At 46.5% G+C, this 23,871-nt stretch carries 21 protein-coding genes; 16 read left to right on the top strand and 5 right to left on the bottom strand.

All coding sequences use genetic code 11. The features are described from left to right. Positions 1-128 precede the first annotated feature (128 nt). On the top strand, positions 129-1,529 hold the full coding sequence (locus FC96_RS05115; RefSeq protein ID WP_056942248.1) for a hypothetical protein: 1,401 nt from the start codon (positions 129-131) through the stop codon (positions 1,527-1,529). A 238-nt stretch (positions 1,530-1,767) separates the two neighbouring features. Beyond that, positions 1,768-2,868, top strand: a complete 1,101-nt coding sequence (locus tag FC96_RS05110) for an iron-containing alcohol dehydrogenase family protein (RefSeq protein ID WP_056942381.1) — start codon at positions 1,768-1,770, stop codon at positions 2,866-2,868. 311 nt (positions 2,869-3,179) lie between these two features. Here the strand turns inward: FC96_RS05110 and FC96_RS05105 are convergent, their stop codons facing one another. Together FC96_RS05105 and FC96_RS05100 are read right to left on the bottom strand one after the other, a co-directional pair. After that, positions 3,180-3,362, bottom strand: a complete 183-nt coding sequence (locus FC96_RS05105) for a hypothetical protein (protein WP_054660167.1) — start codon at positions 3,360-3,362, stop codon at positions 3,180-3,182. 284 nt (positions 3,363-3,646) lie between these two features. Further along, complete coding sequence (locus FC96_RS05100) at positions 3,647-4,336, bottom strand: hypothetical protein (protein ID WP_054660164.1); 690 nt, start codon at positions 4,334-4,336, stop codon at positions 3,647-3,649. A gap of 643 nt (positions 4,337-4,979) precedes the next feature. Between FC96_RS05100 and ilvB the strand changes: the two genes are divergently transcribed. The 3 genes from ilvB (at position 4,980) to FC96_RS05080 (ending at position 8,666) form a co-directional block, all read left to right on the top strand. After that, positions 4,980-6,674 (top strand): biosynthetic-type acetolactate synthase large subunit, encoded by a 1,695-nt coding sequence (gene ilvB, locus FC96_RS05090; RefSeq protein WP_056942246.1) that lies wholly within the window; start codon positions 4,980-4,982, stop codon positions 6,672-6,674. 94 nt (positions 6,675-6,768) lie between these two features. After that, complete coding sequence (gene ilvC / locus FC96_RS05085; protein WP_054660160.1) at positions 6,769-7,791, top strand: ketol-acid reductoisomerase; 1,023 nt, start codon at positions 6,769-6,771, stop codon at positions 7,789-7,791. A gap of 92 nt (positions 7,792-7,883) precedes the next feature. Beyond that, positions 7,884-8,666 carry an ABC transporter ATP-binding protein gene (locus FC96_RS05080; protein WP_054660158.1) on the top strand — a complete coding sequence of 261 codons (783 nt, stop codon included), beginning with the start codon at positions 7,884-7,886 and terminating at the stop codon, positions 8,664-8,666. Positions 8,667-8,842: 176 nt separating this feature from the next. Here FC96_RS05080 and FC96_RS05075 read toward each other — a convergent pair whose 3' ends face one another. After that, positions 8,843-10,183, bottom strand: a complete 1,341-nt coding sequence (locus FC96_RS05075) for an MFS transporter (RefSeq protein WP_056942245.1) — start codon at positions 10,181-10,183, stop codon at positions 8,843-8,845. Between the two features lie 534 nt (positions 10,184-10,717). Between FC96_RS05075 and ilvD the strand changes: the two genes are divergently transcribed. From ilvD to FC96_RS05050, 5 genes are all read left to right on the top strand, one after another. Then, a complete protein-coding gene (gene ilvD, locus FC96_RS05070) occupies positions 10,718-12,460 on the top strand; it encodes a dihydroxy-acid dehydratase (RefSeq protein WP_056942244.1) in 1,743 nt (580 codons plus the stop codon). A gap of 35 nt (positions 12,461-12,495) precedes the next feature. After that, positions 12,496-12,834: a metal-sulfur cluster assembly factor gene (locus tag FC96_RS05065; protein ID WP_054660297.1), complete on the top strand. Its 339-nt coding sequence runs from the start codon at positions 12,496-12,498 to the stop codon at positions 12,832-12,834. Positions 12,835-12,868: 34 nt separating this feature from the next. Continuing rightward, on the top strand, positions 12,869-13,837 hold the full coding sequence (locus FC96_RS05060; protein WP_054660156.1) for a bile acid:sodium symporter family protein: 969 nt from the start codon (positions 12,869-12,871) through the stop codon (positions 13,835-13,837). An 89-nt stretch (positions 13,838-13,926) separates the two neighbouring features. Next, positions 13,927-15,156, top strand: coding sequence for an MFS transporter (locus FC96_RS05055; protein WP_056942243.1), 1,230 nt, complete (start codon positions 13,927-13,929; stop codon positions 15,154-15,156). A 368-nt stretch (positions 15,157-15,524) separates the two neighbouring features. Further along, on the top strand, positions 15,525-16,259 hold the full coding sequence (locus FC96_RS05050; RefSeq protein WP_056942242.1) for an SDR family oxidoreductase: 735 nt from the start codon (positions 15,525-15,527) through the stop codon (positions 16,257-16,259). Between the two features lie 57 nt (positions 16,260-16,316). On the opposite strand, the gene FC96_RS05045 is transcribed toward FC96_RS05050, so the two are convergent. Then, positions 16,317-16,583, bottom strand: a complete 267-nt coding sequence (locus FC96_RS05045; RefSeq protein WP_056942241.1) for a Txe/YoeB family addiction module toxin — start codon at positions 16,581-16,583, stop codon at positions 16,317-16,319. Further along, on the bottom strand, positions 16,580-16,843 hold the full coding sequence (locus tag FC96_RS05040; protein WP_056942240.1) for a type II toxin-antitoxin system Phd/YefM family antitoxin: 264 nt from the start codon (positions 16,841-16,843) through the stop codon (positions 16,580-16,582). The genes FC96_RS05045 and FC96_RS05040 overlap by 4 nt, the downstream gene beginning before the upstream one ends. Positions 16,844-17,292: 449 nt before the next feature. On the opposite strand from FC96_RS05040, the gene FC96_RS05035 reads away from it, so the two are divergent. From FC96_RS05035 to FC96_RS05010, 6 genes are all read left to right on the top strand, one after another. Continuing rightward, on the top strand, positions 17,293-18,051 hold the full coding sequence (locus FC96_RS05035) for an IclR family transcriptional regulator (RefSeq protein ID WP_056942239.1): 759 nt from the start codon (positions 17,293-17,295) through the stop codon (positions 18,049-18,051). Between the two features lie 124 nt (positions 18,052-18,175). Further along, the gene (kduD, locus tag FC96_RS05030) at positions 18,176-18,991 is read left to right on the top strand and encodes a 2-dehydro-3-deoxy-D-gluconate 5-dehydrogenase KduD (RefSeq protein WP_056942238.1); all 816 of its coding nucleotides are present in this window, start codon (positions 18,176-18,178) and stop codon (positions 18,989-18,991) included. Between the two features lie 311 nt (positions 18,992-19,302). After that, positions 19,303-20,247, top strand: coding sequence for a sugar kinase (locus FC96_RS05025; RefSeq protein ID WP_056942237.1), 945 nt, complete (start codon positions 19,303-19,305; stop codon positions 20,245-20,247). 28 nt (positions 20,248-20,275) lie between these two features. Further along, positions 20,276-20,926, top strand: a complete 651-nt coding sequence (locus FC96_RS05020; RefSeq protein WP_056942236.1) for a bifunctional 2-keto-4-hydroxyglutarate aldolase/2-keto-3-deoxy-6-phosphogluconate aldolase — start codon at positions 20,276-20,278, stop codon at positions 20,924-20,926. A gap of 54 nt (positions 20,927-20,980) precedes the next feature. Then, positions 20,981-22,363 carry a PTS galactitol transporter subunit IIC gene (locus tag FC96_RS05015; protein WP_054660150.1) on the top strand — a complete coding sequence of 461 codons (1,383 nt, stop codon included), beginning with the start codon at positions 20,981-20,983 and terminating at the stop codon, positions 22,361-22,363. Between the two features lie 229 nt (positions 22,364-22,592). After that, positions 22,593-23,861: a cytosine permease gene (locus FC96_RS05010; RefSeq protein ID WP_054660148.1), complete on the top strand. Its 1,269-nt coding sequence runs from the start codon at positions 22,593-22,595 to the stop codon at positions 23,859-23,861. The last annotated feature ends 10 nt before the right edge of the window (positions 23,862-23,871 follow it).

Below are 23,871 nucleotides of genomic sequence, written 5' to 3'. Positions count from 1 at the left end.
ATTTAAATTGTGTACAACTTAATAGTAACCCTAAAGACTAATAAGTCAAACCTAAAAAATCTCAAAATTAGACTGTAACAGGCGCTGTTTGTGTTTATGCTATACTATTCGCCAAGGGGGGGATTCTAATGAATCTACGAAAAATTGCCTTAGCAACCGCGCTTGGTGCAGCAATCGGCATTGCTGGGTTTGCCACCCAGCCTGAGACTGGCCATGCAGCGTACTATTATTGGACAAAGACGAAGAACTATTCACCAGCGAAACCGTATCATCAGAAAGCTCAAAAGACCACAGCGTACTTGTGGTCCGCACACCACCAGTACCGAGTTCATAATATGAAGAATTATCCTGGCCATACGTGGAAAGTTTCCAAAAGTGTGAAGATGCGTGGTGCGATTTATTACCGCGTCTCAACTCAGTATGGTGCTAAGACTGTGTCGGGGTATGTTTGGCGCGGGTATGTGACTGCTGGGGCGTTTGCTGTTGGAAACGACGTCATTAGTGGCGGCTATGCAAACTCAAGCAAAGGAATTTACTATTCATCAATTCCATTTGCAGCAACCTATGAAAACACACCAATTAAAGATTATGATCCGACTAAAATTGCCCCAATCGATACCTATCGCTCAATTTCTTCCGCTACTTTTCAACAGTACGCACCTAAATTGACTGACAGTCAGGTTGCGACTATTCGGAACTTTATGAGCCACTGGGGAACCGATTATAAATATAGAATTGTCGATCTGTCAGTACTCGATAGCGCCGGGGGGAGCGTGAAAATCCCAATGGTGCAAGCCTTCGAGGCACCAGCGACAAATGAAGATGGTGTTACCTCAGGGGGGTATTGGGCTACAGGTATTCCCGCTACGACTGTATTAGAGCGAGCCAAACATGACTTGTATCAAGTGCCGGGATCAAGCAATGCCTCTAACTATGTTCAGGTTATGGGACCAAAGTATTTGTACCCGAACGACCAAAGTGCCATTTTACCAGATACCAGTATGTCGCTTTTTGACGGCGCCTATAAGGATCTCGGGACTGTCGGTGATTTTACTGAAATTGCGGTTGGAACTCAAGTGTATTACGTCAAAACGGCTGACATGTTTAGTCGGGGCTTCAATCAGGTGCAGACAGTGAATGGAATGAACGTTTCGGACATTGATGCTGAAAGGCTGAACAAAGAAACGCCTGAAGCGGCTGCTTTACGAGTAAAAGGAATTACGGAATTTCGCTCATTACATGGTAACTATTTCACCGACTATGCCTATGAAAATGGGAAATGGGTGGCTAAATATTCCGGCATGATCGGGTTCACCGCTACGGTTAATGGTCACGTAGATCCATTCAGAGTTTATTTTGAAGTTAACGATCCAGCTAAGTCTGGTGATTACCGAATCTACAAAAAATTTGAATTGAATAAAGGGGACAACAGCTTTAAACAATTCTTACTGACCCCAGCATCACAACTTCCTCACGGGGACGCTCTGAATTATTATGGCTTTGCCAAGTACACACAGGGTTTAAATTAAACGAGTGAACAGATTACACAAAGATCGTCTCTATGGGGACGATTTTTTTAATCGGGTGACCAGAGTCAAAATAGAAAATACCAGATTTGAGTTTTTATTAAAATAGAATTAAAATCATCCTTGACTTTTCATTTTATAAAGCCGATAATAAATTTCCGTTAGCACGCAGACAGAGAGTTGCGGCTTACTACATAAATAAGCCCGGCACATGACCGGGCAACACAAAGGACTGACGACAATGATTTCACAAAGTGGACCACAGCGCTACATTTCAGACAACGAGGCTTACGACCAATTACCAGGGTTCATGGCCGACTTAAAGGTGAAAACCGTGTTATTTTTACACGGCCAGAAATCATTAGCCGCAGCCCAACCATACTTACCAGCTTGGCCCGCGGATGTTGATGTCGTGGACGTGCCGTTTGGCGGTGAGTGTTCTTACGAAGAAATCGCTCGCGTCCGAGCCATTGCGGATGAAAATGACGTTGATATGGTCATTGGCCTAGGTGGTGGTAAGGTGCTGGATACTGCCAAGAGCGTTACGACTGGTACGCATCGTTATCTGGTCTTAATTCCAACGTTGGCGAGCAACTGCTCGCCATGGTCAGCGATTTCCGTGCATTATAAGGAATCCGGCGAACACGTGGATCACGAGATTTACTTGGAAACCGCTAATTTGATGTTGTTGAATCCCAAGGTTATTTTGAATTCGCCAATCGAGTACTTCGTGGCTGGTATTGGCGACACGCTGGCGAAGTTCTATGAGTCAGAATTGATTTTTAAGCAGTTACCTGAAGATCAATACACGGTAGCCCTGACAATCTCCCAGCAGATGGCTAACAACTGTAAGGACGTCTTGTTGAAAAATGCCATTGGGGCCGTTGAGGATATGAAAGCTGGTAAGCTAACACCTCGTTGGCGCCAAGTCGCTGAAACAGTGACTGTGATGGCTGGCACAGTGGGCGGCTGGGGAGATGATTACGGCCGAGCCTCTGGTGCTCACGCCATCCATGATGCCCTAACCATCTTCCCTGAGACCGCACCGCATTTGCATGGTGCTAAGGTGGCTTATGGTATTTTGGTGTTGCTGGCCATTGAAGGCCAAGAAGATGACATCAAGGACCTGCTGCCATTTTACCGGGCGCTTGGATTGCCAACCAATTTAGCAGAGGTTGACTTGGGTCATGCGAGTGAAGCTGACATTGAAAAGGTAGCTGAAGCGGCGGCCGACCCAAGCACGCAGATGCACTTTGTGCCGACGGAAAAGCCGGTCACCGCGGCAGTGGTTCGAGAGGCCATTGCAACGGTGGAGCAAGTCAGTGCGAAAGTAGCCATTTAATAGTAATATGTAACGCCTAGGACGGTTGTTCTAGGCGTTTTTATGTGGGTTATTCTTGGTTGAACAGTTCAAAAATAACCAGTTTCTTCATTAATATTAAAATCTTAATGAAGAATATGTGTCCAGCCGCGGTCAATCAAGTATTAGCGGGACTGGGGAATGGTGAAAACACCAATATTGGATTATGGATGGTTGACAGGTGGGCCCGCCTGATCAACGAGTGACTGCTGGTTGCGCCACCAGCTATGTGTCGCAAAAATGCGAAGTTGAGTCTTATGTGGGCGTTGCGATTGAAACAGTTAGCAACGGATTCACTGATTACCAGTGAAGTCCCGAATTTGGTCAAACGCGACGCTGGCTGGTCTTGTCCGCCACCGATAAGGTCGACAACAAACCATTAAGTTAGTGGTTTGGTGGCGTTTGTGATGGTTGTTGAACCGAGTGAGCCGCAACCAGAGAAACGATAAGCACAATAGTGTGATGATAGTGGTCATAAAATCCCTCCTTTCTGGTAAAAAATAAAGAGCCGGAAGCTACAATTAGCAGCTTCCGGCTCTCGCCAACACTGCCCGCAGGTTTGCGGGCTCGTCAAATCTTGCCCGCAGATTAAATAATAATCACGACAGCAACAGATAAGCTCTTTAAAATTAAGACGGTGTGTTGGTTCATAGTTGTTTACCTCGATTTAAGTGATTTCGTTTTGATAACATGAAGCATAGCAATGATAAGATTAAAAGTAAATGATAAAATAATTATATTCTGGTAGGAATATTTTGGATTATCCCATAAAAAGCTTTGCGATAACTGAATTACCAGCATTTTGAACAGACTGCTTGGCCGCAAGACTCGGATGATAAGTATCTAAAATAAACGCGGGCATCATGGCTTGAACCATGCCATAGCTAAAATCCGGGTGGTCGAGGGCCAGGCCGATCTGGTGATTTTCGGCAAGAAGCGGGGCTAACCCCCCGAGATCATCTGGGGTAACGTGGCTGACGACGATGGCCGTGACGTTGGTGTTCTTCGTTAGCTTGATTCGTTCGCTTAGTCCTTGGTACCCGTACTGTTCAAGGTGGCCTAGGTTAAGCATTAAGCTGCTGGAGAGGCCGGCGATGCAGCTACTCGCTGCTTGGATGTGGTTCGAGAAGTCGGCAAGCGTTAGGGCCCGGTGATTTTCGTCGTCATCACTAATGACGATGGTATCCATACCACAATGGCTAACTCGGTTAATGGTCGTTGAAATCGGGTCGGATCCAATAGCCGCGTCAGCCAACATCCTGACGGTGGTCGTTGCCCGCAGGCATTTAAGATATTGCACGTATTCCGTGACGGCTAAGGATTCATCGGTGGTGGCTAATAATTGATTGGCCACGGATTCTTGGTTCACGTAGAGCGAATCAAAACCCTGCGTTTCGAAAAACTTTGCCATTGGCGCATTTGCAGCCGCCAAAATAATGTGAGATGACATGACTATCAGTCCTTTCGAGAATTAAAAATACGAAAAACGTCAAAATAAAACGCCCTTTGAAGATTTTGCTCTTCAAAGGGCGTTTTTACGCGGTACCACCTTTATTCGCAGTCTAATGGCTGCCTCACTGATGTTAAACATCGAACCGGATAAAGGCGGCATCCTTAAAGCAAGACCTCTTGAAGCTACGTTCGCAACTAAGCTGGCGTTCCGTTTCAGCGTTCCGGAATTCTCTGGGGGCACCTTAGTCGTTACTCTTTTCAAGTTGCTTTTGTTTTTCGTTGAGGTTCAATATATCACAATCAAGAGAAAACACAACCGTTAATTTAAAAAACAATGAGAAACTGTTGACGTCATATTGGAGCTCGCTATGACGGTTGATTATTCTGGTTGGTCCGAATTAGCCGTGACTGATGTCGTTAGTGGGCTTGGTTTAAAAAGTTTTTTAGCGAATTTTTTGACGACGACACAAGTAGAAGAAACCGAAAAATTGATCGGAGTTTGATTAAAAAACAATTAGATTATGTGTTGACAATTAGAAAATGTATGATAATCTGAACCACATCGCAACGAGGCAAGCTTTTCACAAACTCGCTACGGCAATTAAAAATTTGTGTTTTTCGAAGGATGTGATGATTTGAGGATGAACGACGTACAGACAAAACCGGATCAAATGACGGGGGATGACGTGTTAGTCAGTAGCTTAAGACAGCAAAATGTGACGCACCTGTTTGGGTATCCTGGCGGGACGATTCTTTCGTTGATGGACGCGATGTATGGTCAGCAGTTTGAGTTGATCTTGGTTCGTCACGAGCAGGGAGCGGCCCATGCGGCCGAAGGCTATGCCAAGACAACTGGAAAAACGGGCGTCTTATGTGTGACTAGTGGCCCCGGGGCGAGTAATGCGGTCACTGGAATCGCGGATGCCATGATGGACTCGGTTCCCATGGTGGTGTTTGCGGGTCAAGTTGGCCGTGGGGCACTAGGTACCGAAGCCTTTCAAGAACTCAATGTGATGGCGGTTACTAGGCCAATTGTTAAAGCCAATTACCAGGTTAGGGATATTACAGATCTTCAACCGACAATTACTCAGGCCTTTGAATTAGCCCAATCTGGGCGGAAGGGACCAGTTTTAATCGAACTACCTAAGGATGTTTTAGACGAAACGACCCAGTTTTCAAGGGTACTTGACTCGCCAACGTCGCCAGCTGGTTCGCCAATCGACACTTCAACCTTGCAGGCCGGGTTAACGGCACTGAGCCACGCCCAACGCCCCATTGCTATTGTCGGGGCCGGGGTTGGGGCAGCTAATGCGACTGAAGCCTTCAATGATTTTATACATAAATGGCAACTGCCAGTCGTGGCCACGTTACTTGGCCTCGGTACCGTCGCCACGACCGATCCGCTGTTCTTGGGAATGGGTGGGATGCACGGAACCTACGCGGCGAACATGGCACTGGCTGACACGGATTTTATTGTCAACATTGGTTCCCGCTTTGATGATCGGCTGATTCCTAAGCGCGATGGGTATGCGGCCAACAAGACGATTATGCATATTGATATTGACCCTAAGGAGCTCAATAAAACGTTTGATACTGAGTACGCTGTTCAAGCGGATGCGCAAGCTGCTCTTGAGATCATGTTAGCGAGCCAGGCGCCCCGGCCAGAGACAACGGCTTGGCGGGCGAAGACGCAAGCTAATAAACAGACTCATCCAACCCGGGCAGCGTCTGCGACCGCGCAGTCGGGATTTGACCCACTGGCAGTGATCGCTGCGGTCGGTGAGGCGACATCAGGGGATGCAACCGTCGTGACAGACGTCGGCCAACACCAGATGTGGGTCGCGCAGGCCTATCCGTTTAGCCGACCCAATCAAATTGTGAGTTCGGGCGGGTTAGGCACCATGGGTTATGGTCTTCCTGCCACGATTGGGGCGCACTTTGGGCAACCGGACAAGCCAACCGTTCTGTTCGTCGGGGACGGGGGCTTCCAAATGACTAGTGAAGAACTCGATGTGATTTCTGCTGAGAATCTTAACATCAAAATCTTTTTGATGAACAATCATGCATTGGGGATGATTCGCCAGTGGCAAGACGAATTCTATGATCATCACCGCTTTAAGTCGCTGTTTAACCAGCAGCCTGATTTTGAAAAATTGGCGGCAGCGTATGGGTTGCAGTACCGTCAGCTATCGCCAGCGGCAAGTCTGACCGATCAAATGACCGCCATTTTTGAAGATTCGGCAGCCATGTTGATCAACGTTCAAATTCCGGTTGATGAGCAGGCTTGGCCGATGGTTGCGCCTGGTCACCGAAACGACGATATGATTGGGATGTAATCACGAACTCACTGAAGGGAGGTGGGGCTTATAAGGTCAAACTAGGCGTTCATTTACATATAGATTACGATTAAAAAAATTGGAGGAATTAATTATGAGTGTAGAAATGTTGTACGAAAAGGATGTTCAAACCAACTATCTTGATGGCAAAAGAATTGCATTTATCGGCTACGGGGCCCAAGGCCACGCTCAAGCAAACAACTTACGTGACTCAGGCTACGACGTTATCGTGGGGGTTCGACCAGGGAAATCGTTTGATGCGGCCAAAACGGACGGCTTTGATGTCTATAGTCCAGCAGAAGCTGCGCGGCAGGCTGACTGGATTCAAATGCTGACACCGGATGAAGTGATGTCTGATGTCTATAAAGAAGAAATTGCGCCGAACTTAGAGGAGGGCAACGTTTTAGGGTTCTCTCACGGGTTTAACGTCTACTACAAGGAAATCGTGCCGCCCGCAAACGTGGACGTTGTGATGATGGCCCCTAAAGGTCCGGGTAACCTATGTCGACGGACATACAAGGAAGGCTTCGGGGTCCCTGCATTATACGGGGCAGAACAAGATTTCTCGGGCCATGCTGAAGACTTATCGAAGGAGTTTGCTAAAGGCAATGGTGCCGCTCGGGCCGGCTTGTTGAAGACCACGTTCCGTGAAGAAACTGAAGAGGATTTGTTCGGTGAACAAAATGTTTTGATGGGCGGTGTGACGGCCTTGATCGAAACGGGATTTGAAGTATTGACCGAAGCCGGTTATTCACCACAATTAGCTTACTTTGAAGTGGAACACGAAATGAAGCTGATCTGTGACTTGATTTATGAAGGTGGTTTCAACAAAATGTATGCTGACTGCTCAAACACATCAGAATACGGGTCATACGTTGTGGGGCCCAAGGTGATTGGTGCCGAATCAAAAGAGGCGATGAAGGATGCGTTGAAGCGGATCCAAGACGGTTCATTTGCTAAAGAATTCATGGCAGATTACCGTAATGGCTTTAAGGACCTTTACCGGATGCGTGAACGTTCAGCTAACTCACAATTGTCACAAGTGGGGGCAGAATTGCGCGAGCACATGCCATTCGTCACGGAAGCCGATAAATACAGTACGCCAACAACGGCCTAAGAGCCGACCAGTTTCAACTTTAATCGGTTTGCCAAAAAGAGCGGGATGACTTCATCCGGCTCTTTTTGAGCTAATGACAAGGAGGTCGTAGCATGGCACGAGTTTTAAAATTTGATGACGTCTCAGTAACGCGGGGGAATCGGCAGATTATTAAGCACCTATCGTGGGAGGTCAACACTGGTGAAAATTGGGCGATTCTAGGCCTAAATGGTGCTGGAAAGACAACGATGCTTAAAATGATTCAGGGTGATCTCTGGCCAACCTCTGGCCGCTTAGAAGTCCTAGGCGGTGTTTTTGGGCATACCAGTATTCCGAAATTAAAAACGAAAATTGGCTGGGTGAGCACGGCATTACAGGATCAGTTGCATCCGGGAGACCGAGTTGAGGGCATTGTCTTATCGGGAAAGTTTGCGAGTATTGGGATTTACCAGCCGGTGACGGCGGCCGACATCGAGGAGGCAACGGCCATTTTAACGCAAATGGGTGGTACTAAGTTGATAGGAAAGCCGTACGCGGTCCTCTCGCAGGGGGAACGCCAACTGGTGCTGATTGCGAGGGCGATGATGGCGCACCCACAGTTGCTGATTTTGGACGAGCCATGCAACGGCCTGGACTTATTCGCTAGAGAAGAGCTGTTGCAACGAGTGGCCGCCATTGCGCAACTGCCAAATGCGCCAGCCCTCTTGTTAGTGTCTCATTACACAGAGGAAATCTTGCCGTGTTTCAAGCACGTGCTTTTATTACGGCAGGGTGAAATTGTCCGTTCTGGTCCCCGTCAACGCGTATTAACGGTGGATAATCTGTCCGCTTTTTACCAAAAGCCAATTCAAACGGTGACCGTGCGAGGGGATCGATTGGCGGTTTATCCGCAGTAGCCCGTCATCAATCAGAATATATCGGCAGACAATAAAGGGGCGTCGCCAGCTTGATCATTGTTTCAAGCTGACGACGCCCTTATTAGTTGGTCTGAGTAGTTCTAATTTTAAGCTAGACTGGCATTGCAATCCCGTTGGTTCGGATGGATTGCTAAAGAATAATGGCTCATTGGTGATTATTTTGTGAAATCAACTTCTTTGGTTTCCTTGACCGTCAACAGAGAGATGAGGCAAGCAACGGCCATAATTCCCAGATAGACGCCCACTGATTGAATCCCCCAGTGCGTTGACAACCAAGTCGCGATGGTCGGTGCAAAGGCCGCCCCGACAATGGCGGCGACGTTGTAGGAAATGCCAGCACCGGAGTATCGGACCTTAGTGGAGAAGAGTTCTGGCAAGACGGCGCCGACCGGACCAAAGGCCGTTCCCATGAGGATGAACCCGACGACTAGGAAGGTCATAGCGCCAACAAAGTTCCGGTGACCTTGTAGCAGGTATGGGAAAGCGAAAGCAAAGAGCAACAGTAAGCAGGAGGCGGAAATCAAAACCCGCCGGCGGCCTAAAACGTCAGCAAATTGGGAAGCGACAACAATCATGACGGCAAAAACAATGATGGCGGCCATTAGCATCAGTAGGTATTCCTTATTGGAGAATCCCAGGGTCGTTGTTGCATAGGTTAAGGACCAAGTGGCCAGCGTGTAAAACAGAGTGTATGTAACTGAAACAATGAACGTGCCTTGAATTAGCTGTCGCCAACTGGTTTTGAAGACGGTTTTCAGCGGTGACTTAGTGACAGTCTGACGTTTTTGGGCGAGACGAAACATTGGGGTTTCCTGCATCCGTTCCCGAACCCAAAAGCCGATAAATACCAGTAGCGAGGAGGCGATGAATGGAATCCGCCAACCGAAACTAATCATTTGGGCGGGCGTCAACGTCATCTCAAGCACGAAGAAGAGGCCGTTACTCAAGAAGAAACCGAGTGGCGCACCCAGTTCCGGAAACGCGCCATAAAGCGCGCGCCGGTTAGCTGGCGCATTTTCGGTGGCAACCAGAGCAGCCCCGGACCATTCGCCGCCAAGCCCGACACCTTGGACAAAGCGACAGAGACAAAGGAGCACGACCGAGGTGATCCCGAGCGTGGCGTATCCCGGTAGGACGCCAATTAGGACCGTAGAACAACCCATTAACAGTAATGAGACAATCAGCGTATTTTTGCGGCCAATTTTATCGCCGAAGTGGCCGAAGACTAAGGAACCCAGTGGACGTGCGACAAAGGCGACGCCGAAGGTCAACAAACTGAGCAGTGTGGCAATTGTTGGGGTTACCTCCGGAAAAAAGACCTGGGGGAAGTAGGCCGCGGCGGCCGTCCCATAGGCATAAAAGTCGTAAAACTCAATGGCCGTTCCAATCATGGACGCAAAAACCACCGTTTTAACGGGGTCGCGACTTAACCCCTTAGGATTGGCGTCAAGCGTCGGCGCCATTGCTGAAGCTGTGGAGACATCTGTATCTTGCATGTGAATCACCTTCCTAATATATTGGTCCTTCAAAAAGCCGAAACGGAAAATAAAAAAGCCAAGAACCTGATAGGCTCTTGGCTTCCCAAAATGCCCGCGATTGCGGGAATTCAAAAATCACCCGCTGTTAATGAACAATAAGGGTGTTAATTGAAATAATAATTTGACTGTCATTTTGGGGTGTTTTCATTTTGGTCGCCTCGTCTTTAAGAATAGAGAAAGCATAGCAGACGAAAAATGAAAAGTAAATGAGAAAATAGTTATATTTATGAGGGCGTCGATATTCCTAATTAATATAGAAGGAACTGAATAATTTAATCGTTTCACAAAGATTAACGACTATAAACGTTGATAAATAAGCACTTGTAAATCCGATTTGAAAGGATGTCGGTAAATAGGGGGAAGCCCTAGGTTTTTGTAACCCAGCTACTTATATTAGAAAATCCGTTGACAAATTAGAATTTAATGATAATATTTGTGTAATTTGAATCGGCATTATGGATGATTCAAAATTTCTTATAGGAGGCTTGTTGAATGAGCGATACGCTGAATTTTACCGTCAGTGGCGATGACATGCAAAAGCGAAGTGATGAGATCACCGTTGGTGTTGATCGGGCACCAGGGCGAAGTTTGTTATACGCCACCGGGATGGTCAAGGACCCGGAAGATATGAAGAAACCCTTCATTGCCATTTGTAACTCATACATAGAAATTGTGCCAGGGCACGTGCACTTACGAGAGTTAGCAGATATTGCTAAAGAAGAAATCCGTAAGGCGGGGGGAATTCCCTTTGAATTTAATACGATTGGCGTCGACGATGGGATTGCGATGGGCCATATCGGGATGCGGTACTCCCTACCTAGCCGTGAAATCATTGCTGATTCCGCTGAGACCGTCATTAATGCCCACTGGTTTGACGGGGTGTTATACATGCCTAACTGTGACAAGATCACACCGGGGATGTTGATGGCGTCGTTACGAACCAACGTTCCGTGCGCCTTTGTGTCCGGTGGGCCAATGAAAGCGGGGGTCGATCCAAACGGGAAGGCGGCCAACTTGTCATCCGTTTTTGAAGCCGTTGGGGCATTCAAAGATGGCAAAATGACCAAGGAAGACTTTATGGAACTTGAACGTAACGCCTGTCCAAGTTGTGGGTCGTGTGCCGGAATGTATACGGCGAACTCGATGAATTCGTTGATGGAAGCACTAGGGGTTGCCCTGCCATTTAACGGCACAGCTTTGGCCGTTTCTGACCAGCGGCGGGAATTAGTTCGGGCAGCCGCAAAACGGGTCATGGCCAACGTTGAGGCCGATTTGAAACCCCGTGACATTATTACGAAAGAGGCCATTGATGACGCGTTTGCCCTTGATATGGCAATGGGCGGATCGACTAATACGGTACTCCATGGTCTCGCCATTGCACATGAAGCGGGAATCGATTATAGCGAACAAGATATTAACGAGATCGCTAAGCGGACGCCCCATTTGGCCAAGATCGCACCATCGTCTTCTTGGAACATGGAGGACGTTCATCAGGCTGGTGGGATCCCGGCTATTATGAATGAGCTAATTGAAAAGGGTGCTTTACACCCGGACCGGCCGACGGTGACGGGCAAAACAATTCGTGAGAACGTTGCCGGTGCGCACACCTTAAATCCCGAGATTATTCGACCGTTGGATAATCCGTATTCTGAACAGGGCGGGTTATCCGTTCTATACGGCAATGTGGCGAAGGAAGGGTCCGTTATCAAGGTAGCGGGCGTTGATCCTGACATTCACAAGTTTGTTGGGACAGCCGTTTGTTTTGACTCACATGATGATGCCGTTGAAGGAATTGATAACGGGACGGTCAAAGCAGGTGACGTGGTCGTTATTCGGTACGAAGGACCAAAGGGTGGGCCGGGAATGCCCGAAATGTTGAATCCCACCTCAGATATTATTGGCCGGGGATTAGGCCGTGATGTTGCTTTGATCACAGACGGCCGCTTCTCAGGCGCAACCCATGGCATCTGTGTGGGCCATGTCTCACCTGAAGCTGCTTCCGGCGGTGAAATCGCGTTAATTCAAGATGGCGATCAAATTACGATTGACCTGACGAATCGGACGCTGGACGTGGCCGTTTCAGAAGCAGAGTTTGCTAAACGGCGTCAAACGTTAACGCCATTCAAGCCGAAGGTTCGGTTCGGCTACCTTGCCCGGTACCAGTACCTCGTCACATCAGCGAATACCGGGGGTGTGATGCTGGGGGCTGATGAGTTGTTCGGTAAGGAAGACTAACGGTTAGTTGGTTCAATTAAGGGACGGTGATGATGATGGCCGAAGAAAGTACGGCTACAACGGACACGGTTGCGGATTTAAAGACCCGGATGGTTGAGGCCCTCCAAACGGTGATTGATCCCGAACTTCGGATTGATTTAGTGAATCTGGGTCTGATATATGGACTCAGCTTAACCGATGGGGTTGTCACGGTCACGATGACCCTGACGACGATGGGGTGTCCCATTTCACAGGTTCTGACAAACATGATTGAAAGTGCTCTAGAAAAACTACCCGAGGTGGATCGGGTCGATATTAACTTAGTCTGGGAACCCGCTTGGTCACCCGCTAAAATGAGTCGGTTTGCCCGAGTGGCTCTTGGCTACCATAGTTAAGTTAAGAGAAATGATGAAAGAAGGCGGACTACATATGGAAAAAGTGGAACAGTTTGGCCGCTGGGTCGGTCGGTGGTTTACGGTGTTAGTGGTTATCTGGGCGGCGTTTAATTACGTCTTACCCCAGACGAGTGCGTGGGTCATTCCTAACACCTCGTACTTATTAGGCATTATCCTGTTTGGGATGGGGCTTACGTTACGCGGGGCGGATTTTGCCCGCATCGTCAAGCGACCGGTTCCGGTTATTTTAGGGACGGTGGCCCACTATGTGATCATGCCACTACTAGCTTGGATCCTGTGCCAAGTTTTCCAGTTAAAGGGCGCAACGGCCGCTGGGGTAATCTTGGTTGGCTCGTGTCCTAGTGGGACTTCATCAAGTGTGATGGCCTACTTAGCTGGCGGTGACGTTGCGTTAGACGTTTCGATCGAAACGCTGTCGACCCTATTGGCACCGATTGCCTTACCAGGGTTGTTGTTATTTTATGCCGGCCAATACGTCGCAATCCCAACACAGTCACTATTCTTGAGCACCGTTAAGATTGTGCTGGTGCCCATTATTTTAGGGGTTGTGATTCACACATTGTTTAAGAAGACGGTTGATAGGGTCACCCGGGCACTTCCATTGGTTTCTCAGGTCGCCATTTTGTTGATTATCGGTGCCGTTATTTCAGCTAACCACGCCGAGTTATTCACAGCTGCCACGGCCATGGTCATTCCTGTTGTGATGATTCATAATTTGTCAGGATATGGACTGGGCTTTTTATCCTCGAAGCTGATTCGGTTGAAAGACCCGCAGCGTAAGGCCATTACTTTTGAGGTTGGGATGCAAGATTCAAGTTTAGGAGCAACTCTTGCGATGAAGTATTTCACGCCGGCTGCAGCGATTCCCTCGACGATTTTCAGTATATGGCACAACATTTCGGGTTCGATTCTATCGTCATACTGGCGAGGTCGAAGCGAAAAGAAAGCCACCGTTGCCGAGCCGGTTCCAGCCGGGCGTTAGTTCGCTAAGTGGCAATTGATAAATGAAGCCAGACCGTTTACCGACAGGGAATGGGTCTGGTTTTTAGTTTTTAGGAAGGGGCTGAACGGATGAAGCCAATTAAGTGGCAGCACAATTTGATGGTGCTGTGGGTCGGCAACTTTATAACGGGCATGGGGTTTTCCATGACGATGCCGTTTTTACCACTATACATCGCGACGATGGGGCATTTTACAACCGCTCAGCTTAACTTGATTAGCGGGTTTGCATTTGCCATTACGTTTTTGATGAAAGCCATTGTGTCACCCTATTGGGGTAAATTAGCTGATCAATATGGCCGGAAGTTGATGTGCCTACGGGCCTCGCTTGGGATGACGATTACGATTACCGCCTGCGGGCTGGCCCCTAACATTTTGATCCTCATTGTTTTGCGGGCGATTCAGGGGTGCTTTTCGGGCTATATTAACAATGCCAACGCAATTATGGCCGCCAGCGTTCCCACCGAGAAAAGCGGCAAGGCGCTGGGCACACTAGCGACGGGTAACGTGGTGGGGACCTTGTTAGGACCACTTGCTGGCGGGGCCTTGGCCAGCGTCTTTGGCTACCGGAGCTCATTTTTCGTGACCGGGGCGATGATGCTGGTGGTCTTTCTCATGACGTTGCTGTTTGTTCACGAGGTTTTCGAGCCCATCTCGGCTAAGAAGATGGCGCCAACAAAGCAAGTATTCAAACAATTAGCCAATCCCAGGTTGATTTGGGGGTTGTTTATCACAACGCTGGTCATTCAGGCCGCTAATATGTCAATTACGCCCATTATCAGTCTGTTGATCAAGTCAATGCTTCATAACCAGGGATCGGTTGCGATGACTAGCGGCTGGATTTCATCACTACCGGGTATTATCACGTTGATTGCGTCACCCATCCTTGGGATTGTCAGCGATCATATCGGTCCGGAAAAGGTACTGGTGGGCGGATTGGCTGCTGCCATCATCTGTTTTATTCCAATGAGTTTTGCCCAAAACGTCTGGCAGCTTGGGTTATGGCGCACTTTGTTAGGCTTTTCCGATGCCGCAATGCTGCCAGCCATCCAAGTTTTAATGACCCGTTACGTGCCCCAATCCGCCTTTGGTCGTATTTTTAGCTATAACCAATCGTTTCAAGCCATGGGAAGTGTGATTGGCCCGATGCTAGGATCAGTAGTGGCTAACGCGGTCGGATATTCGGGTGTGTTCGTCATGACGGCGGTGCTTGAAGGCGTGAATATGGTGCTGTTGGCGCCGGTGATGTGGGGGATGAGAAAAGAGACCCATGCTCAAGCTAATCATGCTTTTGAAAAATAAAGCGACGAATTGGGTCGGCGGTTGATGCTTTCATAATGACCAAGACGGCTATCGTTCAGATCTAACTAAACTGACTACAAAAAACAGTGTGTAGCCTCAAAACTTTTGAAGGCACACGCCGTTTTAAGTTAAGCATCCTGGACTGAACAATAAGCTGTTAGTTTACCCGCTTCGGTGGACGGTTCGTCTCGATGGTTTTCGGTCAATTCGATTTTAGCTACGCAGATTAGGTTGAAAGGTGACTGAATTAATTTGTTATTTAGGTTTTTTTTTGCCTTGTAAGTGAGTAGGTTGCGGTACCATAAGTATATTAAGTGATATTCAAAGGATATTTCGCAAAATTAAAAATAAGAAATGAGGGCGATTTCATGACCGTACAAAATAAAGTAGTCGTGATTACAGGAGCGTCAAGCGGTATTGGATTGGCAACAGCTAGAAAATTGGCCGGTATGGGCGTTAAGTTAGTATTGGGCGCTCGTCGCGAAGACCGGCTGAAGCAGTTGGCTGCTGAATTTGACAGCGGACAGGTTTTATACGCGAAAACGGATGTTACGGTGCGAGAAGATGTCACCAAGTTAGTGAATTTGGCACAAGAGACTTTTGGCCGAGTTGATGTCATGTTTAACAACGCCGGGTTGATGCCGTTGTCATTGCTCGACGAGCTAAAGGTTTCGGAATGGGAAAAGATGATCGATACCAACATCAAGGGCGTTCTATACGGCATTGCGGCGGTACTACCAATTATGATTAACCAAAAGGGTGGTCACGTGATTACCACAGACTCAGTGGCGGGCCACATTGTTCGGCCAAGCACAGCGGTGTATGCTGGGACGAAATACGCCATTCAAGCGATTATGGACGGCTTGCGACAAGAACAGGTTGAAAATCACATCCGGACAACAATGATTTCTCCAGGGGTGGTTAACACTGAGTTGTACAGCACCATCAGCGGGTCAGACCGGCGCGAAGAGATGCGCAAACAAGAGCAAGGAATGGGCATCCAGCCGGAAGACGTTGCCAATGCCGTGGCCTATGCGATTGATCAACCAGAGGCGGTTGGGATTAATGAGATTTTGTTGCGGCCGGTAGCACAACAGCATTAGCAGGAAATTAAAGTAAACTAAATAAACGTCGGGGGATTTCCCCCGACGTTTATTTGTTTACTCATAATGACTCCAAGCTGAGTAAATATAAACTTTTCTAAGCGTTATGTCCACACGATAAACGACGCGGTGCTGAGCATTCAGTCTTCTTGAGTAAAGCTGACTACTAGGCGGTTGTAGCTTTTCGAAAGATTGTGTAGGTTGAAAAGGATCATGCTTTAAAATGGCGATTGTTTTTAAAAACTGATCCTTCAAGTTAGACTGTTTTAGTTTCTTTAAGTCACCTTTAGCGGAGTTTTTTATCTCAACTTCGTACGGAATCATAGCGAATCCCAATCGATATCGTCAACGTTCGAGAAACCGCTATTGTCATCTTCGCGTTTGTGGACTTTTGCTAAAGTGCCGGTATTTTCAAGATACAGAGTTTCGGCAATTGAATCCCAATCTTTTTTTGAAATGATGATTGCAGCCTCGTCCTCGTTTCCGTTTGCGGGTGTGATAGTGACGGGTTTGTTTTGCTGATTAATGTCTTTTAAAATCTGATAAAAGTTTTTCCTTGCGTTAGTGGGTGTGTAATTTTCCATTCAAATCACCTCTTCACGGGTATTATAGCGTACGTGGTCCGCGTACACAAATGGATAGACTTAGAATCCGCGGTTGGTGAATAAATGGGCTTTATGATTTGCAGAGGCTATTTTTAGTAAAATAGAGTACCCCTCTGAAAGTCTTGTTGGAGAGGGTGTTAGAATTTAGGGGAAGTAGTAAAGGTTTACGTTAAACGAAGTCGCTGATGGATTCCAACGGTTTTTATCCCCTTCCAATAAAAGAGACTGTGGGTTTGGAGTGAAGGAGATATTCTTAAGCACTGGGCTGAGTTTTTAGAGCGTAGGCATTCTTGGATTCATTAGAATGTCGTCATCAACTTCTGGTCGCCTAGAGCAATGAAAAAATTCAAGGTTCTTTTCATTTTGCGATAGATGAGATATGATTAATACCGAAAGTTTCAAATATGGAAATGAACAGGGGTTTTTGAATGAGTGAACAGAAACTATATGGGTCTTCTTTGATCAAGGCGAAGCAAATTTTGGATTATATGATTACGACGGAAGAAGCCCCAGAATTAAAAGAAATTAGCGCCAATACGGGAATTGGGAAACCAACGGCTTTAAAGTTGCTTAATACGATGGTGTCACTTGGACTGATGAGAAAAATGGGTGATGAAAAAAAGTACTATTTAGGCACTGACTTTATCGCGTATGCTGAAAAAGCGTCTAGTGATTTTAATTTGCTCCAGTACGCAAAACCAGCGCTAACAAAATTACGAGATGCCACGGACGAAACGATAAACCTTGGTGTTGAGGGGAATAACTCAGTGGTTTTGCTGGCTAAGATGGAAAGCAAGAATCGGAGTATCAAGTTAAAGTCACAGGTTGGCGGGAAAATGAACCTCTATTCATCGTCGATGGGTAAAGCGATGCTAGCAACATGGACTTCTGAACAGTTACAACACTATATTCATGAGACTGAGTTTCGACATGTTGGGCCTAACACGATTACGTCGCCAGACGATCTGTTAAAAGAAGTTGATAAGACCAAGCAGCGTGGGTTTTCGGTGGATAATGAAGAGAATGAACCTGAAGTTTTTTGTCTTGGATTTTCGCTTTGCAAGAACGGTAAACTGGTTGGCGCATTCAGCATAACGGCACCCAAGTATCGAATGACAGAAAAAAATCGTGAAAAATATTTGGTTCTGGCAAAGCAGACGCAGCAAGAGATTGAGAAAGCGCTTTAATCATTATTTGTAAGGCAAGTGCGAAAACGCACTTGCTTTTTTTTGTGCGATGAATTATATTATGAGTGTCAAAAAGAGAAACGATGTTTCAAATAAAGAAACAACAAAAATGGAGGTTACTGGAATGGCACAATCACAAGAAGAAATTAAGCACAATGCAGAGTCCCTGAATCAATTTAAGATGGATTGGTTTAAACTCGATGGGAAAGTTGCAATTGTGACGGGTGGAAATACTGGATTAGGTCAAGGTTACGCAGTTGCGCTCGCTGAAGCGGGTGCTGATATTTTTATCCCAACATTCGGTACAGAGGGCTGGGACACCACTCGTGAAATGATCGAAGCGCGCGGACGTAAAGTTGAATTTGCAGACGTTGACTTAACTGAAGACGGGATTGCTGACAAGGTTGTTGCGCAAGCAATGCAACTTTTCGGGCACATCGATATCTTGGTTAACAACGCTGGTATGATCAAGCGTAACCCATTGCTTGAATCCAAGGATTCTGACTGGGACAAGGTTATTGCAATCAACTTGTCTGCTGTTTACCACTTATCATTGGCTGCATCAAAGGAATTTGCCAAGCAAAAGTCAGGGAAAATTATCAACATTGGTTCAATGTTGTCATTCCAAGGTGGTAAGTTCATTCCTTCGTACACTGCCGCTAAACATGGTGTTGCCGGGTTAACTAAGGCGTTTGCTAGTGAAATGGCCGTCCACAATGTTCAAGTTAACGCTATCGCACCAGGGTACATTCAAACCGCTAACACCGCCCCGATTCGTGCCGATAAATCACGGAACGACGAAATTTTGGGTCGGATCGCTGCTGGTCACTGGGGCGAACCATACGAATTAATGGGGATTGCAGTCTACCTTGCAAGTAACGCCTCTAACTACATTAACGGGGCCGTTATTCCTGTTGATGGTGGTTATTTGGTTAGATAGTTAAGTTGAATACAGAGCATTGTGAAAAAGCTCTGTTTTTATTTTGAAATAGATTGTGAATTACGTTCAAATTAACCTGTCCCGTAAACCTAATCACGCGGGGCGACAATGATTTGAAGGTGTCGCAATATTGCCGAAATAATGGGATTGGATAGATATCAATTAATCCGACTGAAATTCACAGACAAAATGGGACAGTCCAGAATAACGTTCAAACATACAGATTGCTCACTTGTTAATTTTGGGTAACCCATTAGACCGCTTCTACGAACTTTGTCGGAACTGACTATATGAAACGAGGGGAAAGTAGCATGGCTGAATTTTTAACCATTGGCGAACCGATGGCTGTGTTTGCATCCGAAGATGTCGACCAGTCATTGGTTGATGCTAAGAAGTTTAGCAAGTTTGCCGCTGGCGCTGAGTTGAATGTGGCTATTGGTGTTAGCCGCTTGAGACACTCAGCAGCATACGTTACCGCAGTGGGGGATGATCCATTTGGAGAATTCTTAATCAAGGCCATGGGGAATACCGGCGTTGACGCCAAGTACGTGAAAAAAAATCCGGAGTTTTGGACGGGATTTTACTTGAAAGAACGGGTAAGCCACGGTGATCCATCGACTTTCTATTACCGAAAGAACTCAGCTGCAGCGCACTATCGGATGAAAGATCTAGACGAAATCAATCTTGATGAGATTAAAATTGCTCATTTATCTGGTATTTTTGCAGCTATTTCAGATGGTGATCTAGAGGTTCTCAAGGAGTTGGGGAAAAGACTTCAAGAGAAGGGGAAACTGATAACGTTCGATCCGAATTTGCGACCAGCTTTATGGGCCAGTCAGGAGCGAATGGTTGAAGTCACAAATGAATTGGCGAAGATGGCAACAATTGTTGTGCCAGGGGTCAACGAAGGAAAGATCCTAGTTAATTCAGATGATCCCGAAACAATTGCTAACTTCTATCTGAATCAAGGTAATCAAACGAAAGCCGTCATTGTCAAAGTTGGTCCGAAAGGGGCTTATATCAGGCAAAAAAATCAACCCGGACGAGTGGTCGAAGGCTTCAAGGTCGACAAGGTTGTCGATACGGTCGGTGCAGGGGACGGATTTGCAGTGGGACTTATTACAGGTCTTCTGGAAGGGTTGTCACTGGACGACACGGTTAAGCGAGGGTGTGCTGTCGGCGCATTAGCGGTGATGAGTCCGGGCGATAACGACGGCTACCCGACGCCAGAAGAACTTAATAACTTTATGAACTAGGTTTTAAAAAAGAAAGGTGAACATATTTATGAAGAGAGCCGAATCACTTCAAAAAACGATTGATACAGGTGTTATTGCAGTTGTCCGCGCTGAAACGCCAGAAAAAGCGGTGAAGTTAGCCGATGCCATTATTGAAGGTGGTGTTACCGGACTTGAGTTAACTTACAGCGTACCTCACGCAGACACCGTGATCTCAGAACTTGTTGAGAAATATAAAGGGACTAAGGTTGTTGTCGGGGCGGGCACCGTTTTGGACGCTACTTCGGCCCGGTTAGCAATTATTGCGGGGGCTGAATTTATCGTCAGTCCGACGTTCGATGTCGATGTTGCTTTCTTATGTAACCTCTATCAAGTGCCTTATGTACCTGGTACTTACACGCCTACTGAAGCTCAAACCGCACTTAAGTACGGTTGCGAAGTCGTCAAAATGTTCCCAGGCGCTATGGCTGGACCAAGTGCAATCAAGGATTACAAGGGGCCATTCCCGTACTTAAACGTGATGCCTTCAGGTGGCGTGAATGTTGAAAATATGGCGGCGTGGTTTGAAGCTGGTGCTGTCGTTGTTGGTGCAGGTGGTGGGTTGACTAAGCCAGCACAAAACGATGATTTTGATGGCGTTACTAAAAACGCCGAGGAATACATCAATGAATTCAAGCGGATCAAATCTTCTACAAAATAATAATTAGGACGCTGCAAGAATAATTCTTTCAGCAACCTGTTAGGGGGAGAAACAATGGCTGTTATTAATTACATCATGTCACTTGGTGCAAGCGTTATGATGCCTATTATCTTTTTAATTTTTGGATTACTATTAGGCATGGGCTTAGGAAAGTCTCTGAAGTCAGGTTTATCAGTTGGTGTCGGGTTTGTTGGCTTGAGTGTTATCACTCAACTTCTGGCAGACAACCTTGGACCGGCCGTTAATTCAATGGTCAATATCTACCACTTACACCTCCACACTTTGGATATTGGGTGGCCAGCGGCTTCGACCGTTGCCTTTGGTACCGAAGTAGGCGCAATTATTATTCCGTTGGGTTTAGCAATTAACGTGATCATGTTGCTCACTAAGACAACTAAAACGGTCAACATTGACTTGTGGAACTACTGGCACTTTGCCTTTATTGGATCAATTGTCTCAATCGCTACCAAGAGTTTCTGGTGGGGTGCATTTGCCGCCATTGTTACTTTTGTGGTGACCATGGTCGGTGCTGACCGGTCACAGAAAATGGTTGAAAAGTTTTACGGGAAAGATTTGCAAGGCATTTCTATCCCCCAAGCTTTCTGTGTAGCCTTTATTCCGTTTGCTTGGGCTGTTAATTGGGTTATTGAAAAGATTCCAGGTCTAAATAAGGTTGACCTTGATGCTGAAAAACTTCAAAAACGTTTCGGGATTCTTGGAGACCCAATTTTTCTCGGGGTCATCATCGGTATTCTGTTAGGTATTCTTGCCCGTTATCCTGTGGATAAAACGTTGCAGTTGAGTATTATCTTAAGTGCCGTTATGGTCTTGATTCCTCGTATTACAAGTTTGTTTATCGAAGGATTGAAACCGATTTCAACCCGTTCACAAGAACTTATTAGCCGTCGTTTTAAAGGTCGGACGTTCAATATCGGGATGACACCTGCACTGGTCATTGGTCACCCTGTTACCCTTGTATGTTCACTGCTACTTGTGCCAACGATTTTGTTCCTTTCAGTGATTATTCCGGGTAACGAATTCTTGCCGCTGGCAAGTCTGTCCGGTTTGATTTACATTTTCCCATTAGTATTACCATACACTAAAGGAAACGTATTGCGGACATTTATTGTTGGGTTGGTAACGATGGTTCTCGGTGTGTTATCAGCAACCGCGCTGGCGGGAATCTTTACCTCAGCAGTTAAAATTGTTCAAGGATCATTGATTCCAGCCGGGACGTCATCCGTAGCAAGTATTGACTTCGCTGCTAGTCCGTTAGCTTGGCTTGTTTACGAAGGAACAGTTCACGCAAGTATCGTGGGACCTGCTTTGATTATCCTGATCACCCTTGCACTGATGCTTTACAATCGTAAAAAGATTGTGCAAGAGGAGAATGTTAAAGAAGAAGTACTTGAAGAAGCGGGCAGTGTCGCTAAATAAAATAAGTGCTTTTTTTATGAGAAGTAGCCTTTGCAATTTGCAGAGGCTATTTTTTGTATGGAATATTAAAAAATGAGAATATTAGTATACGATTAGAAAATACAGGATTTAAGTTAAATTTAGATTAGAGAAAATCGGTGTTTTTGAGGGTTCTCCAAGTTTATGATACTTATTATTTATTAGAGAATGTATAATTATCACATCGTTTTCTAATTAAGGAGGTTCATTCATGGAGAATAATGAACGAAATCAAAAATGGTGGGGATTGGGCTTTATCTGGGCTGGCGCGCTCGTCTCAATTCCGAGTTTACTGTTAGGTGGCAGCCTTGTGACTGGGATGGGATTAAGCCAGACGCTTTGGACGGCACTTCTTGGATATGCTTTGATCGTGCTGATTATGATCTTTCAAGGGATGCAGAGTTCAGATCAAGGTAAACCAACCGTTAAGGTCGCTGAGCAAGTTTTTGGCAAGGTTGGCTCGTCAAAAGTGATCTCAATTCTACTGGCGATTGCTTGCTTAGGGTGGTTCGGTATTCAGGCTAACGTGGCAGGCCAAGCTTTTTCCAGTTTATTAGGTGGCTTTGGCATCAGTTTTCCAATTTGGCTCTCATCATTAGTCTGGGGGATCATCATGATTTTCACGGCTATTTACGGTGTTAAATTGATCCGTATTCTAGCGTACATAGCAGTTCCGTACTTAGTCATTGTTGTCCTTTATGGCTTGTACTTCGCGATGGACCATGGTGGGTTAGCAGCGATTAATCACTACCATCCAGCGACGACAATGAGTTTTACAAACGGACTGGCCTCAACTGTCGGTGGCTTTGCGTTAGGCGCAGTCATTGCCGGAGATTATTCACAGTTTTCTGTTAAGCGTTCGGATGTCGTTAAGGCCGCAATATTCGGGGTCATTCCCGCCGGGGTCCTGATGATTGGTGTTGGCGCTGTATTAACCATCGTCTTTAAGAGTTCAGACATTAACGGGGTCTTTGCTAAAGTGGGGTCGCCACTGGTTGGTAGTCTTGCCCTTGTGCTTGCGACTTGGAAGGTCAACGTGATTAACGCGTACTCAGGCGGTATCGCGATCATCAACGTTTTCAACATTTCACCGAAATATCGTAAAGTCACGATTTGGGCAATTGGGTTAGTTGGCACGATGCTCGCAATTGGTGGTATTTTAAATTACTTCACCCCAATTATGAACGTTTTATCGGCAACAATTCCGCCAGTTGCCGGGGTTATGTGCGCATCATACTGGCTGATTAACCATGGTGATAAGCATTTGTGGCACGCAACAGAAGGCGTTAACTGGCTCGGCTTTTTCGCCTGGTTAGTTGGGGCTGTGGTTGGTTGCCTGCCAGTCATTTTGGCCTTCTTCCCAAAGGGACCGCAAATACCAAATAATCCACTAGTCGGAATTGTTTTATCATTTGTGGTCTATTGGGTCGGCGAAAAAGTGACAGTAAGACAGAACGACAATGCTGTTAAAAAAAATTAAAGGGGTGTTT

The organism is Secundilactobacillus kimchicus JCM 15530, from assembly GCF_001433995.1.
In the GTDB taxonomy this organism is placed as follows: Bacteria; Bacillota; Bacilli; order Lactobacillales; family Lactobacillaceae; genus Secundilactobacillus; species Secundilactobacillus kimchicus.
The sequence above is the reverse complement of the archived record's forward strand: the minus strand, read 5'-3'. Positions and strand labels throughout refer to the sequence as shown.